This is a genomic window from Pseudomonas sp. LBUM1644, assembly GCF_059716195.1.
Map to the genome: position 1 here is coordinate 4,436,565 of NZ_CP166812.1, position 14,603 is coordinate 4,451,167.

Consider the following 14,603-nt stretch of genomic DNA (forward strand, 5'->3'; position numbering starts at 1 on the left):
CGGCAGCTCCTACAGGGATCGCGTCACACTGTAGGAGCTGGCGCAGCCTGCGATCTTTTGATCTTGCTTGTCACAAAAACGTAGCAACCCTCCCCGCCGCAGCCGCCAGATGCTGCGCATGGGTAAACCCCGAAGCCTTCAGCGGCTTCAAGTCATGGTCCCCCGCGGTCAGCCAGAACACCTCGATACTCGGCGATAGCTCATACGCTTCGACCGCCTCGCGATTGCCCAGCGCATCGCGCTCTCCCTGAATAATCAAGGACGGTGTCTTGACCCCGGCCAGATGCTCGACCCGAGGTTTCTCCGGTTTGCCCACGGCATAAAACGGATACCCGAGGCACACCAACGCATCGGCTCCCAGCTCATCAGCTAAAAGACTGGCCATCCGCCCGCCCATGGACTTGCCGCCAATGGCCAGGCGCCCAGTGACATGGCGTCGCACCACGGCATAGACCTCACGCCAGCATTCCATCAGTTTCGGCGCTGGATTTGGCGGGCGTTTACCGCCATCGACACGCCGTTGCGCCATGTACGGAAACTCGAAGCGCAACACGTTGACGCCTTGAGCGGCGAGGCGTTCAGCCATGTCGTTCATCCAGCCGCTGTCCATCGGCGCGCCGGCACCATGCGCGAGAATCAGCGTCGCCGAAGCCGGCGCGACTGCGGCATTCCACAACCATCCATGATCCTGCACACACCGCGCCCATTGATCCCCGTCAATACTGGCCTTGTGCTCTTTGTCCATGCTTGCCTCGCTTTTAGTCTGCCTATAACTCCAGGCGAAGGAAGCGCCATTGCCTTGCGCAAGCGCCTTCACTTCGGCTGAACCGTGGATGGGGAACCATGAACACTTCTATCAGTACCGCCTACAACTACAAGGTGGTCCGCCAATTCGCCATTATGACGGTGGTGTGGGGCATCGTCGGCATGGGGCTCGGGGTTTTTCTCGCGGCCCAGTTGGTCTGGCCCGAACTCAACTTCAATTTGCCATGGACCAGTTTCGGGCGGTTGCGCCCATTGCACACCAACGCCGTGATTTTCGCTTTTGGCGGCTGTGCCTTGTTCGCCAGTTCGTTCTATTCGGTGCAGCGCACCTGCCAAACGCAATTGTTCGCGCCGAAAATTGCTGCCTTCTGCTTCTGGGGCTGGCAACTGGTGATTCTGATGGCTGCCATCAGCCTGCCGCTGGGTTACACCAGCTCCAAGGAATACGCCGAGCTGGAATGGCCGATCGACATCCTGATCACCATCGTCTGGGTCGCCTACGCCATCGTGTTCTTTGGCACATTGGCCAAGCGCAAGACCAAGCACATCTACGTCGGCAACTGGTTCTTCGGTGCATTCATCATCACCGTCGCGATTCTGCACATCGTCAACAATATGGAAATCCCGGTCAGCCTGACCAAGTCCTACTCGCTGTACGGCGGCGCGACTGACGCCATGGTTCAGTGGTGGTACGGGCACAACGCCGTGGGCTTTTTCCTCACCGCCGGTTTCCTCGGGATGATGTACTACTTCGTGCCGAAACAGGCCGAACGTCCGGTGTATTCCTATCGCCTGTCCATCGTGCACTTCTGGGCACTGATCACCCTGTACATCTGGGCCGGCCCGCACCACTTGCACTACACCGCACTGCCGGACTGGGCGCAGTCGCTGGGCATGGTGATGTCGCTGATCCTGCTGGCGCCGAGCTGGGGCGGGATGATCAACGGCATGATGACGCTCTCGGGCGCCTGGCATAAGTTGCGCAGCGATCCGATCCTGCGCTTCCTCGTGGTCTCGCTGGCGTTCTACGGCATGTCGACCTTCGAAGGCCCGATGATGGCGATCAAGACCGTCAACGCCCTCTCCCATTACACCGACTGGACCATCGGCCATGTTCACGCCGGCGCGCTCGGCTGGGTGGCGATGATTTCCATCGGCGCGCTGTACCACATGATCCCGAAAATCTTCGGCCGCGCGCAGATGCACAGCATCGGCCTGATCAATGCGCACTTCTGGCTCGCGACCATCGGCACCGTGCTCTACATCGCGTCGATGTGGGTCAACGGCATTGCCCAGGGCCTGATGTGGCGCGCAGTGAACGAGGACGGCACGCTGACCTACTCCTTCGTCGAAACCCTGGTGGCCAGCCACCCGGGCTTCGTCGTGCGACTGGTGGGCGGTGCGATCTTCCTCAGCGGCATGTTCCTGATGGCTTACAACACCTGGCGCACCGTGCGGGCCTCGCAGCCTGCCGAAGTCGCCGCTGCCGCGCAGATGGCCTGAGGAGTCCGCCATGAAACACGAAACAATCGAGAAAAACGTCGGCCTGCTGCTGTTGCTGATGGTCCTTGCCGTGAGCATCGGTGGCCTGACCCAGATCGTCCCGCTGTTCTTCCAGGACGTGACCAATAAACCGGTGGAAGGCATGAAGCCCTACACCGCGCTGCAACTGGAAGGTCGCGACATTTACATCCGCGAAGGCTGCGTCGGTTGCCACTCGCAGATGATCCGTCCGTTTCGCGCCGAGACCGAACGCTACGGGCACTACTCGGTGGCCGGGGAAAGCGTCTGGGATCACCCGTTCCTGTGGGGCTCGAAACGCACCGGGCCGGACCTGGCACGGGTCGGCGGTCGTTACTCAGAAGACTGGCACCGCGCCCACTTGTACAACCCGCGCAACGTGGTGCCGGAATCGAAAATGCCTGGCTACCCATGGCTGGTGGCCAATCAACTCGACAGCAGCCACACCGAAACCAAGCTCCGCGCCATGCGCACCCTCGGCGTGCCGTACACCGACGGCGACATCGCCGGTGCAATGGCCTCGCTCAAGGGTAAGACCGAAATGGATGCCCTGGTCGCCTACCTGCAAGTGCTCGGCACTGCCATCAAGAGCAAGAGGTGAACCATGATCTTTGAGTTGAGCAGTGGAATGATCCGCGGCCTGGGCACGGTCGTGGTGTTCGTGGCCTTTGTCGGCCTGACGCTGTGGGTGTTCAACGGCAAGCGCAATCCAGAATTTGCCGAAGCGCGCCTGCTGCCGTTCGCCGATGAGCCGCAAACCGATAACACCCAAGAACCTGCAACAACAAGGAGTACCCGGCCATGACCACCTTCTGGAGTACGTGGATCTGCGTACTGACCCTCGGCAGCCTGATCGGCCTGACCTGGCTGCTGATCGGCACCCGCAAGGGCGAGACCAAGGGCAGCGTCGACCAGACCATGGGCCACAGCTTCGACGGCATCGAAGAGTACGACAACCCGCTGCCGCAGTGGTGGTTCGTGCTGTTCGCCGGCACGTTGGTGTTTGCCGTGGGTTATCTGGTGCTTTACCCGGGGCTGGGCAACTGGAAAGGCATCCTGCCGGGTTACGAGGACGGCTGGACCGGCGTTCACGAGTGGGAAAAGGAAATGAACAAGGCGGAGGCCAAATTCGGACCGATCTTCGCCAAATTCGCCGCCATGCCCCTGGAAGAGGTAGCCCAGGACCCGCAAGCGCTGAAAATGGGCGGTCGGCTTTTCGCGTCGAACTGCTCGGTCTGCCACGGCTCGGATGCCAAGGGCGCTTTCGGCTTCCCCAACCTGGCTGACAGCAACTGGCGCTGGGGCGGCGACGCCGAGATGATCAAGACCACCATCATGGGCGGTCGCATGGCGGCGATGCCAGCGTGGGGTGAGATCCTCGGTGAAGCGGGCGTGAAAAACGTCGCGGCTTATGTGCGTCACGATCTAGCCGGCCTGCCGTTGCCAGCCGACAGCAGTGCCGACCTGCACGCCGGACAGCAAGTGTTCAGCACCACGTGCGTAGCCTGTCATGGGGCAAACGGCCAAGGCACTGAAGCCATGGGTGCGCCGAATCTGACGCACCCGGCCGGTTTTATTTACGGTACGAGCCTGGCGCAACTGCAACAAACCATTCGTCATGGCCGCCAGGGCCATATGCCCGCGCAGAACGAACTGCTCGGCAACGATAAGGTGCAATTGCTCGCGGCCTACGTTTACAGCTTGTCTCACGGTGTCAGCACCGAGCGTTTGCAGGCTGAAGGCAAAGGCGAATAATTCTCGACCGCTCTGCTGCCGCATTCACCCGGATGCGGCAGTTCCCTGCCCCTTTGCGACCAAGTGTCGCACCCTCCGTTGGTCCGCCTTTCGGTTCCCCAGATTCGGGTCTAAGCTACTCGATGCGGACTGGTAATGAGCCGGTTCCAGGTCGACCTTGGCGCGATGTGTTTGACGATTCAGCTCGATGACAGGCCGCAAAGGCTGGTAGATACCGGCTGTCGTGCCAAATGCCATCGGTCACCTTGTCGTTGCGTTTGAACATACCCCGTTACAACTGACCTGACCCCCTCGCCTCTTTCATCCGCTGCGACATTTTGGCCCTGGGCAATTTTGTCCTTACGCGGCGCATGGAAAGGCCGCAGAATCAGCTTTTGAAAGCATTGACCCAGGTCATGGCGCGTTGCAATGACCCCCTGCTTTCTCCATACTTGCGGCCGATTTTTACTCCTAATAAAACACCCAAACCGTGGAACCTTAGAATGAGCACAGCAATCAGTCCGACTGCTTATAACTATAAGGTAGTCCGCCAGTTCGCCATCATGACGGTGGTCTGGGGGATCCTTGGCATGGGGCTTGGTGTCTTCATCGCCTCACAGCTCGTATGGCCGGAATTGAACTTCGGTCTGCCGTGGACGACTTTTGGACGCTTACGCCCGTTGCACACCAACCTGGTGATCTTCGCCTTCGGTGGTTGTGCACTGTTTGCCACTTCTTATTACGTCGTGCAGCGAACCTGCCAAACGCGACTGATTTCCGACAGCCTCGCGGCCTTCCACTTCTGGGGTTGGCAAGCGGTAATCATCGGCGCCATCGTTACCTTGCCGCTGGGTTACACCACCACCAAGGAATACGCCGAACTGGAATGGCCCCTGGCTATTCTGCTGGCCATCGTCTGGGTTACCTACGGCCTGGTGTTCTTCGGCACCATCGTCAAGCGCAAGACCAAGCATATCTATGTGGGTAACTGGTTCTACGGTGCGTTTATCGTGGTGACGGCGATGCTGCACATCGTCAACCACATGTCGCTGCCGGTCAGCCTGTTCAAGTCCTACTCCGCCTACTCGGGTGCGACGGACGCGATGATCCAGTGGTGGTACGGCCACAACGCGGTCGGTTTCTTCCTGACCACCGGTTTCCTGGGGATGATGTACTACTTCGTGCCGAAGCAGGCCGAGCGCCCGATCTACTCCTATCGCCTGTCCATCGTGCACTTCTGGGCGCTGATCACCCTGTACATCTGGGCCGGTCCGCACCACCTGCACTACACCGCACTGCCGGACTGGGCACAGTCCCTGGGCATGGCGATGTCGATCATCCTGCTGGCGCCAAGCTGGGGCGGCATGATCAACGGCATGATGACCCTGTCGGGCGCCTGGCATAAGCTGCGCACCGACCCGATCCTGCGCTTCCTCGTCGTATCCCTGGCGTTCTACGGCATGTCGACCTTCGAAGGCCCGATGATGGCCATCAAGACCGTCAACTCGCTGTCGCACTACACCGACTGGACCATCGGCCACGTACACGCCGGCGCTCTTGGCTGGGTAGCGATGATCTCGATCGGCGCGATCTACCACATGATCCCGAAACTGTTCGGTCGTGCGCAGATGCACAGCATCGGCCTGATCAACACGCACTTCTGGCTCGCGACCATCGGTACCGTGCTGTACATCGCTTCGATGTGGGTCAACGGCATCACCCAGGGCCTGATGTGGCGTGCAATCAACGACGACGGCACCCTCACCTATTCGTTCGTCGAAGCGCTGCAAGCCAGCCACCCTGGTTTCATCGTTCGCGCCCTGGGCGGTGCGTTCTTTGCCAGCGGCATGCTGTTCATGGCCTACAACGTATGGCGTACCGTACGTGCCTCGAACCCGGCTGAAGCCGAAGCCGCCGCTCAGATTGCTGTAGTTGGAGCTCACTGATGAAGCATGAAGCAGTCGAGAAGAACATTGGCCTGCTGGCCTTCTTCATGGTTATCGCCGTCAGCGTCGGCGGCCTGACCCAGATCGTTCCGCTGTTTTTCCAGGACGTCACCAACAAGCCGGTCGAGGGCATGAAGCCGCGCCCGGCGCTGGAACTTGAAGGCCGTGACATTTTCATCGCCAACGGTTGTGTCAGCTGCCACTCGCAGATGATCCGCCCGTTCCGTGCTGAAACCGAACGCTACGGCCACTACTCGGTCGCCGGTGAAAGCGTCTGGGACCACCCGTTCCTGTGGGGTTCCAAGCGTACCGGTCCGGACCTGGCCCGTGTCGGCGGTCGTTACTCCGATGACTGGCAGCGTGCGCATTTGTACAACCCGCGCAACGTTGTGCCTGAGTCGAAAATGCCGGCCTACCCGTTCCTCGTGGAAAACAAGCTCGACGGCAAAGACACCGCCAAGAAAATGGAAGTCTTGCGCACGCTCGGCGTCCCTTACACCGACGAAGACATCGCCGGCGCCAAGGATGCTGTGAAGGGCAAAACCGAAATGGACGCGCTGGTGGCCTATCTGCAAGGCCTGGGCACCATCATCAAAAGCAAACGGTGATTTAGATGGATATCGGGATGATTCGTGGCCTGGGCACCGTTGTTGTGATGGTGGCCTTCATCGGTCTGGCGTTGTGGGTGTTCAGCCCCAAGCGCAAGTCGGAGTTTGAAGACGCGACCTTGCTGCCTTTCGCGGATGATCCCGAAGCCATCAAGCACGTCGAGCAAGCTTCTAGGAGTAACAAAGAATGACTACGTTCTGGAGTCTGTACGTCACAGTCCTCAGTCTCGGCACCATCTTCGCCCTGACCTGGCTGCTGCTGTCCACCCGTAAGGGCCAGCGCAGCGAAGCCACCGAAGAAACGGTTGGCCACTCCTTCGACGGGATCGAGGAGTACGACAACCCACTGCCAAAATGGTGGTTCATGCTGTTCGTGGGCACCATCATTTTCGCCCTGGGCTACCTGGTGCTGTATCCAGGCCTGGGCAACTGGAAAGGCCTGCTGCCGGGTTACAACTACCTCGATAACGACAAGCAGACCGCGTTCGCCAACGGCCAGAACGGCTGGACCGGCGTTCACGAATGGGAAAAGGAAATGGCCAAGTCGGACGCCAAGTTCGGTCCGATCTTCGCCAAGTTCGCTTCCATGCCCATCGAAGAAGTGGCCAAGGACCCGCAAGCCCTGAAGATGGGTGGCCGCCTGTTCGCCTCCAACTGCTCGGTCTGCCACGGTTCCGACGCCAAGGGCGCTTATGGCTTCCCTAACCTGACCGACGCCGACTGGCGCTGGGGCGGCGAACCGGAAACCATCAAGACCACCATCATGGGCGGCCGTCACGCCGTGATGCCGGCCTGGGCTGAAGTGATCGGCGAGCAAGGCGTTGCCGACGTTGCCGCGTTCGTGGTGACCAACCTCGATGGCCGCAAGCTGCCGGAAGGCACCAAGGCCGACCCGGTTGCCGGCCAGAAACTGTTCGCGGCCAACTGCGTGGCGTGCCACGGTCCGGAAGGCAAAGGTACGCCAGCAATGGGCGCGCCTAACCTGACCCACCCGGCAGCGTTCATCTACGGTTCGAGCTTCGCTCAACTGCAGCAGACCATCCGTTATGGCCGTCAGGGCCAGATGCCTGCGCAAGAACAGCTGCAAGGCAATGACAAGGTTCACCTGCTGGCCGCTTACGTCTACAGCCTGTCTCACGGTGAGAAAGCGCCGGTGGCAGACGCCCAGTAAGGCAAACGCCTGCAGCAAAAAAACGGCCCCGCCCATGTGAATTGGCGGGGCCGTTTTGTTTCAACGCTTAATTGAGGACCGCAATGACCTCGACGGCTTCACGGCTTGGCCAATTGCTGTTTTGAACGGCACTCACGGTCAGTGACTGCCTGTCATTGGAAAAACTGGCAATCAAATAGGTTTGCTGTGAGGCAGATCCGCTGAGAAATACCGGCACCGCCCCAAAATACTTCGGTGTATCCCAATCCAGGTAAGCCCCGGCCTTCCAGTGATCGTGCCCGCCAAAAATCGCTGTTACCCGATAGTGTTCGATCATTTGTTGAAACCGGGCAATCTGCTCGTCACTTCCATGCCAGTCGTACACCTTGTGCATATTGAGAATAATGATCTTGCCCTGCTCTCGAGCACGCTTCAGATCCTGCTCAAGCCAATCAAGGGCCGGTGTGATTTCAAAGGATGTTCGCGCGAGCGGATTGCCGGATGAAAAATTCACTGAATAGGTCGGCTCGTTGTTCAACTGCACCATGTGCACATCACCGAAACTCTTCGAATAAGCGAGACTGCCATAGTAGGTTTTCCCCAGGCCTGAGTTTCTCGCCGCCCAATCCATGGAGATCACTTTCCCCCAGTAACGATCCTTCAGATCATTGACACTTCCGGCCGCGCAGTTATTTAAAAAACAGTCATCCACATTATTCGCATAGTCATGATTACCCAATCCGTAGTCATACAGCCCGTCCAGTTTATTGTTGAACAAGGACTTCATGTATGAACGTTCACCCCCATGACCGAACGCCGTAATATCACCATTGATCATGACCGGTATACGGGCGGAACCGCCGTTCAACTTGCGAAAGCTCGCTATATCGGAATACTGCAACTCTATCAACTCTTTCGAGCGCGCCTCTTTATTGGGGTCTGAAATGTCGTCATCGGTGAGATCACTCCATGGGTATTGCGGATCAGAGGCAAATACCAGATGCCGCGGTACTTGCGCCGCCAATGCGCCGTGGGCCACAGGGAGTGACAGCATGATTGCAAGACACAGCAACAAATTACTCTTTCTATAAAATCTCATCGAAGTCCATTTCCGTTTATATAAAATTACTTGCTCATCTTTCGCCGAGCAAAATATATCGAGCAAATGAAAAACGGCAAACATACTCTTGTTACCGGAAGTGGACTCCCATGAAATCTAACTATCGTTAAGCGCTTATTCAATCGTTAGTTCAACATTACTTTTCTATTTGCCAGGTGCGACGCAAACTGCCCCGGTCTGGTCCCCCTCCAGACAACGACGAACGGTACAGCCGCCCTCGTGCATTCGGGTTGCTCGGCGAAGGGCCAAGTAGTAACGTTCCTACATCAGCATTTCCAGGAGGGTCACCCATGATGGCCATCACCACCATTTCCAGCCGTGAATTCAATCAGGACACAAGTAGTGCCAAAAAAGCCACGCGTCAGGGGCCGGTTATCATCACTGATCGTGGCAAGCCTGCGCACGTACTGCTAAGCATTGAGGAGTATCAAAAGCTAACCGGCATGGACGCTACCATTGTCGATCTGCTGGTGATGCCAGAAGCGGCGGACATCGAGCTCGAAACCGAGCGTGCCGTGATCATCCATCGCCCCGTGGACCTTTCCTGATGTTTCTCCTCGACACCAATGTAATTTCTGAGCTGCGCAAACCCCAGGCTGATGCCAACGTCGTCGCCTGGGCCAAAAGTGTCATTGCTCCACGCATGTTCATTTCAGCTATCACCTTGAAGGAACTGGAAACGGGGGTGCTGCGAATGGAGCGCCGCGACCCAGCGCAGGGCAAGGTCTTGCGCACCTGGCTGAAGCGACACGTCATGCCGGCCTTCGATGGCAGAATCCTGCCGGTCGATGCCGCCGTGGCGCTGCGCTGCGCCAGTTTGCATGTTCCGGATCGGACCAATGAGTGCGACGCCCTGATCGCCGCAACCGCGCTGGTTCATGGACTGGCAGTGGTTACCCGCAACATCGGCGACTTTCAATCCAGTGGCGTTGCCCTGATCGACCCATGGGCCGATTGAGCGCCGACACCCGCAAAACCGTCCATAATTTCACTAGTCAATTGATTCAAGTCATTACACTGTCGATTGATTTCCACCAACGTGACCAAAGGTCGCACCCTTGAGCTAGAGCGACAGGCGTATCATTGCGCCACTGCAACACCTCTTTTTGACCGCGGTCGGCATGTACTGACCGAGGCATTTTTCCACTGCCGTGGGATGCAACCGATGAGTAACCAGATTCCGGTACACGACGTAACTCCACCTGCCAAAGACGCTAACCAAAGCGTCGACCTCTACGCCTCGCGAGAAAAGATTTACACCCGCGCCTTCACCGGCCTGTTCCGCAACCTGCGGATGATGGGCGGGGCCTTTTTGTTTCTGTTGTATTTCGGCACGGTATGGCTGAACTGGGGCGGCCATCAAGCCGTCTGGTGGAACCTGCCGGAGCGCAAATTCTTCATTTTTGGCGCGACCTTCTGGCCTCAGGATTTCATCCTGCTCTCGGGAATTCTGATTGTCAGCGCCTTCGGCCTGTTCTTTATCACCGTTTATGCCGGTCGCGTCTGGTGCGGCTATACCTGCCCGCAGAGCGTCTGGACGTGGATTTTCATGTGGTGCGAGAAGGTCACCGAAGGCGACCGCAACCAGCGCATCAAGCTTGACAAGGCGCCGATGAGCGCCAACAAATTACTGCGAAAGCTCAGCAAGCACACGATGTGGCTGTTGATCGGCTTCGTCACCGGCATGACCTTCGTCGGTTACTTCTCGCCGATCCGCGAGCTGACCATCGACTTCTTCACCGGTGAAGCCGATGGCTGGTCGTATTTCTGGGTTGGCTTCTTCACCCTCGCCACCTACGGCAACGCCGGTTGGTTGCGTGAGCAAGTGTGCATTTACATGTGCCCGTACGCGCGCTTCCAGAGCGTGATGTTCGACAAGGACACCCTGATCGTCTCCTACGACCCGCGTCGCGGTGAAAGCCGCGGCCCGCGCAAGAAAGGCATCGACTACAAGGCTCAGGGGCTGGGCGACTGCATCGACTGCACCATGTGCGTACAGGTTTGCCCGACCGGCATCGACATCCGCGACGGCCTGCAAATCGAGTGCATCGGTTGCGCCGCGTGCATTGATGCCTGCGACAGCATCATGGACAAAATGGACTATCCGCGCGGCCTGATCAGCTACACCACCGAACACAACCTGTCCGGGCAGAAAACCCATAAACTGCGCCCACGGTTGATCGGCTATGCCGTGGTGTTGCTGGCGATGATGGGCTTGCTGGCGGGCGCTTTCTTCATGCGTTCGCTGGTCGGGTTCGACGTCAGCAAAGACCGCGTGTTGTACCGCGAGAACGCCGAAGGCCGGATCGAAAACGTCTACAGCCTGAAGATCATGAACAAGGACCAACGCGACCACACCTACGTGCTGGAAGCCGCCGGTTTGCCGGACCTCAAGCTGCAAGGCAAGCGCGAGATCAAGGTCGCTGCCGGGGAGATTTTCAGCCAGCCGGTCGAGTTGTCCATCGCCCCGGAAAAACTGCCATCGAGCACCAACGAGGTGAAATTCATCCTCAAGGATGCCGATGACGAGTCCGTCCACATTGAAGCCAAGAGCCGATTCATCGGCCCGCAAGTTCGTTGAGAGAAGTGATCATGACCGCAGCAAACGCCGCAAGCCCTTGGTACAAGCACCTTTGGCCGTGGATCATCATCGGGATTCTGGCCTGCTCGGTGACCCTGACCCTGACCATGGTGACCATTGCGGTAAACCACCCGGACAACCTGGTCAACGACAATTACTACGAGGCCGGCAAGGGCATCAACCGTTCCCTCGACCGTGAATTACTGGCGCAGACACTGCTGCTGCGCGCCAGCGTTCACCTGGATGATGTGACCGGCGAAGTCGACCTGCACCTGACCGGCAACAGCCAACCGAAAACCCTGGAACTGAACCTTATCTCGCCGACGCAGCCGGAGAAGGATCGCAAGATCACCCTCGCCCGCAGCGAAACCGAACAGGGCCGTTACATCGGCCAGTTGAGCGACAAGGTCGAAGGCCGTCGCTTTGTGGAACTGCTGGGTGTGCAGGATGAGAAAACCTGGCGCCTGTTTGAAGAAGAACAGGTCAGCCAAGACAAGGATTTGCTGCTGGGTGATGAGCCGCTGCAAGGCGCGGAAGACCTGAAAAAGTAAAACCGCGTAACCCCGCGTAAAACCCTGTAGGCGCTGCCGAGTGAAACGAGGCTGCGATCTTTTGATGTTGTTTTGAAGAGCAAAATCAAAAGATCGCAGCCTTCGGCAGCTCCTACAGGGGTTAGGGCCCTCCCGGACGATATAGACTCCACCTCATGACCACGCAACTTCCCTGCTACCACTGCGCCCTGCCCGTCCCGGCCGGCAGCCGTTTCACCGCGGCCGTTCTCGGGGAAACCCGCGAATTCTGCTGCCCGGGTTGCCAGGCTGTGGCGGAGGCCATCGTGGCCGGTGGACTGGAAAGCTATTACCAGCACCGCAGCGAGTCATCGGCCAACCCGCAAGCGCTGCCCGTGCAGTTGGTGGACGAACTGGCGCTCTACGACCGGGCCGACGTGCAAGCTCCGTTCGTGCGCCACGACGGCGATCTCGCCGAAACCACGCTGCTGATGGAAGGCATCAGTTGCGCCGCTTGTGGCTGGCTGATCGAGAAGCACCTGCGCACCCTGCCCGCCGTGGCCGAAGCGCGCCTGAACCTGTCCAACCACCGCCTGCACGTGCGTTGGGCCGATGCCCAATTGCCGCTAAGCCAGGTCCTGAGCGAACTGCGCCATATCGGCTACGCCGCCCACCCGTATCAAGCCGACCGCGCCAGCGAACAACTGGCCAGCGAAAACCGCCTGGCCTTGCGTCAACTCGGCGTGGCCGGGCTGCTGTGGTTCCAGGCGATGATGGCAACGATGGCCACCTGGCCGGAATTCAACATCGACCTCAGCCCCGAGCTGCACACCATCCTGCGCTGGGTGGCGCTGTTTCTCACCACCCCGATTGTGTTCTACAGCTGCGCGCCGTTCTTCAAGGGCGCCATGCGCGATTTGCGCACCCGCCACCTGACCATGGACGTGTCGGTATCGCTGGCGATCGGCAGCGCCTACCTCGCCGGGATCTGGACCTCGATCACCGGCATCGGTGAACTGTATTTCGATGCCGTCGGCATGTTTGCGCTGTTCCTGCTGGCCGGGCGCTACCTGGAACGCCGGGCCCGGGAACGCACCGCTGCCGCCACCGCACAGTTGGTAAACCTGTTGCCCGCCTCGTGCTTGCGCCTGAGTGCCGATGGCCAGAGCGAGCGAATCCTGCTCAGCGAACTTCGCGTCGGCGATCAAGTGCTGGTGCATCCCGGTGCGGTCCTCCCGGCTGACGGCAAGATCCTCGACGGTCAATCAAGTGTCGACGAGTCCTTGCTGACCGGCGAATACCTGCCGCAACCTCGAACCCGGGGCGACGCGGTGACGGCCGGCACGCTGAACGTCGAAGGCGCGCTGACGGTTGAAGTGCTCGCGCTCGGTCAGGACACGCGACTGTCCGCCATCGTCCGCCTGCTGGACCGCGCGCAAGCCGAGAAGCCGCGACTGGCGGAAATCGCCGACCGCGCGGCGCAATGGTTTCTGCTGCTGTCGTTGATCGCCGCGGCCGTCATCGGCCTGGTCTGGTGGGAACTGGACTCATCGCGAGCGTTCTGGATTGTGCTGGCGATGCTGGTTGCGACGTGCCCGTGCGCCTTGTCCCTTGCCACGCCGACCGCCCTCACCGCCGCGACCGGCACGCTGCATAAGCTGGGCTTGTTGTTGACGCGCGGCCATGTGCTGGAAGGCCTGAACCAGATCGACACGGTGATTTTCGACAAGACCGGCACGCTCACCGAAGGTCGCCTGGCGCTGCGCTCGATCCGCCCGCTCGGCGCCCTCGACAGCGATCAATGCCTGAGCCTCGCCGCCGCCCTGGAAAACCGTTCCGAACACCCGATCGCCCGCGCCTTTGGGCGAGCGCCGCTGGCCGCTGAAGAAGTCCACAGCACGCCGGGCCTGGGCCTCGAAGGGCGGGTCGGCGAACAACGGCTGCGCATCGGCCAACCGGGTTTTGTCTGCGAACTCAGCGGCGCCGTCGTACCGCGAATGCCCGATGAAGCCGGGCAATGGCTGCTGCTCGGCGATAGCCAGGGACCGCTGGCATGGTTTGTCCTCGATGACCGATTGCGCGCCGATGCGCCGGCGCTATTGCAGGCGTGCAAGGCTCGCGGCTGGCGCACGCTGCTGCTGTCGGGCGACAGCTCGCCCATGGTCGCCAGTGTCGCCGCGGAACTGGGCATCGACGAGGCCCATGGTGGTTTGTGTCCGGACGATAAATTGCAGGTCCTGCAACAGTTGCACAAGGAAGGTCGCAAGGTGTTGATGCTCGGTGACGGGGTCAACGACGTGCCCGTGCTGGCGGCTGCCGACATCAGCGTGGCCATGGGCTCGGCCACCGACCTGGCGAAAACCAGTGCCGATGCGGTCCTGCTTTCGAACCGTCTCGACGCGCTGGTGCAGGCCTTCAGCGTGGCTCGGCGCACCCGTCGGGTAATCATCGAGAACCTGCTGTGGGCCGGGCTGTACAATGGCCTCATGTTGCCGTTCGCCGCCCTCGGCTGGATCACTCCCGTGTGGGCCGCGGTGGGCATGTCCATCAGTTCGTTGACCGTGGTGTTGAACGCCCTGCGCCTGACTCGCCTGCCGAGCGCGCCGGCCGCCAGCACCGCCCCCGAAACCCGTCCGCTGCCGGCCTGAGCCGCGCGGGCATGGAGTCCA

15 protein-coding genes are annotated in these 14,603 nt (G+C 59.7%); 13 read left to right on the forward strand and 2 right to left on the reverse strand.

Annotation, left to right across the window (positions count from 1 at the left end; genetic code table 11):
* Positions 1 to 70: 70 nt before the first annotated feature.
* On the reverse strand, positions 71 to 745 hold the full coding sequence (locus ACA052_RS20175) for an alpha/beta family hydrolase (RefSeq protein ID WP_497646478.1): 675 nt from the start codon (positions 743 to 745) through the stop codon (positions 71 to 73).
* Positions 746 to 843: 98 nt separating this feature from the next.
* Here ACA052_RS20175 and ccoN (ACA052_RS20180) point away from each other — a divergent pair, with 98 nt between their 5' ends.
* The 8 genes from ccoN (ACA052_RS20180) to ccoP (ACA052_RS20215) all read left to right on the forward strand — a co-directional run bounded on the left by ccoN (ACA052_RS20180) (position 844) and on the right by ccoP (ACA052_RS20215) (position 7,745).
* On the forward strand, positions 844 to 2,268 hold the full coding sequence (gene ccoN, locus ACA052_RS20180) for a cytochrome-c oxidase, cbb3-type subunit I (RefSeq protein ID WP_497646479.1): 1,425 nt from the start codon (positions 844 to 846) through the stop codon (positions 2,266 to 2,268).
* A gap of 10 nt (positions 2,269 to 2,278) precedes the next feature.
* Positions 2,279 to 2,887, forward strand: coding sequence for a cytochrome-c oxidase, cbb3-type subunit II (gene ccoO, locus ACA052_RS20185; protein ID WP_497646480.1), 609 nt, complete (start codon positions 2,279 to 2,281; stop codon positions 2,885 to 2,887).
* Positions 2,888 to 2,890: 3 nt separating this feature from the next.
* Entirely contained in the window at positions 2,891 to 3,091 is a 201-nt protein-coding gene (locus tag ACA052_RS20190; RefSeq protein ID WP_497646481.1) for a cbb3-type cytochrome oxidase subunit 3, read from the forward strand.
* Positions 3,088 to 4,041: a cytochrome-c oxidase, cbb3-type subunit III gene (ccoP, locus tag ACA052_RS20195; RefSeq protein WP_497646482.1), complete on the forward strand. Its 954-nt coding sequence runs from the start codon at positions 3,088 to 3,090 to the stop codon at positions 4,039 to 4,041. Before ACA052_RS20190 ends, ccoP (ACA052_RS20195) begins: the two co-directional genes overlap by 4 nt.
* A gap of 482 nt (positions 4,042 to 4,523) precedes the next feature.
* Positions 4,524 to 5,966 carry a cytochrome-c oxidase, cbb3-type subunit I gene (gene ccoN, locus ACA052_RS20200; RefSeq protein WP_392886898.1) on the forward strand — a complete coding sequence of 481 codons (1,443 nt, stop codon included), beginning with the start codon at positions 4,524 to 4,526 and terminating at the stop codon, positions 5,964 to 5,966.
* Positions 5,966 to 6,574 (forward strand): cytochrome-c oxidase, cbb3-type subunit II, encoded by a 609-nt coding sequence (ccoO, locus tag ACA052_RS20205; protein ID WP_401353699.1) that lies wholly within the window; start codon positions 5,966 to 5,968, stop codon positions 6,572 to 6,574. The genes ccoN (ACA052_RS20200) and ccoO (ACA052_RS20205) overlap by 1 nt, the downstream gene beginning before the upstream one ends.
* A gap of 5 nt (positions 6,575 to 6,579) precedes the next feature.
* A complete protein-coding gene (locus ACA052_RS20210) occupies positions 6,580 to 6,765 on the forward strand; it encodes a CcoQ/FixQ family Cbb3-type cytochrome c oxidase assembly chaperone (protein WP_003175465.1) in 186 nt (61 codons plus the stop codon).
* Positions 6,762 to 7,745 carry a cytochrome-c oxidase, cbb3-type subunit III gene (gene ccoP / locus ACA052_RS20215; RefSeq protein WP_497646483.1) on the forward strand — a complete coding sequence of 328 codons (984 nt, stop codon included), beginning with the start codon at positions 6,762 to 6,764 and terminating at the stop codon, positions 7,743 to 7,745. The genes ACA052_RS20210 and ccoP (ACA052_RS20215) overlap by 4 nt, the downstream gene beginning before the upstream one ends.
* 67 nt (positions 7,746 to 7,812) lie before the next feature.
* On the opposite strand, the gene ACA052_RS20220 is transcribed toward ccoP (ACA052_RS20215), so the two are convergent.
* Positions 7,813 to 8,823 carry a metallophosphoesterase family protein gene (locus tag ACA052_RS20220; RefSeq protein WP_497650365.1) on the reverse strand — a complete coding sequence of 337 codons (1,011 nt, stop codon included), beginning with the start codon at positions 8,821 to 8,823 and terminating at the stop codon, positions 7,813 to 7,815.
* Between the two features lie 314 nt (positions 8,824 to 9,137).
* On the opposite strand from ACA052_RS20220, the gene ACA052_RS20225 reads away from it, so the two are divergent.
* From ACA052_RS20225 to ACA052_RS20245, 5 genes are all read left to right on the forward strand, one after another.
* The gene (locus ACA052_RS20225; RefSeq protein ID WP_497650366.1) at positions 9,138 to 9,392 is read left to right on the forward strand and encodes a type II toxin-antitoxin system Phd/YefM family antitoxin; all 255 of its coding nucleotides are present in this window, start codon (positions 9,138 to 9,140) and stop codon (positions 9,390 to 9,392) included.
* Complete coding sequence (locus tag ACA052_RS20230; protein WP_497646484.1) at positions 9,392 to 9,802, forward strand: type II toxin-antitoxin system VapC family toxin; 411 nt, start codon at positions 9,392 to 9,394, stop codon at positions 9,800 to 9,802. The genes ACA052_RS20225 and ACA052_RS20230 overlap by 1 nt, the downstream gene beginning before the upstream one ends.
* Positions 9,803 to 10,009: 207 nt before the next feature.
* Positions 10,010 to 11,425, forward strand: a complete 1,416-nt coding sequence (gene ccoG / locus ACA052_RS20235) for a cytochrome c oxidase accessory protein CcoG (RefSeq protein WP_497646485.1) — start codon at positions 10,010 to 10,012, stop codon at positions 11,423 to 11,425.
* Between the two features lie 11 nt (positions 11,426 to 11,436).
* A complete protein-coding gene (locus ACA052_RS20240; protein WP_497646486.1) occupies positions 11,437 to 11,976 on the forward strand; it encodes a FixH family protein in 540 nt (179 codons plus the stop codon).
* A 155-nt stretch (positions 11,977 to 12,131) separates the two neighbouring features.
* The gene (locus ACA052_RS20245; RefSeq protein WP_497646487.1) at positions 12,132 to 14,582 is read left to right on the forward strand and encodes a heavy metal translocating P-type ATPase; all 2,451 of its coding nucleotides are present in this window, start codon (positions 12,132 to 12,134) and stop codon (positions 14,580 to 14,582) included.
* The last annotated feature ends 21 nt before the right edge of the window (positions 14,583 to 14,603 follow it).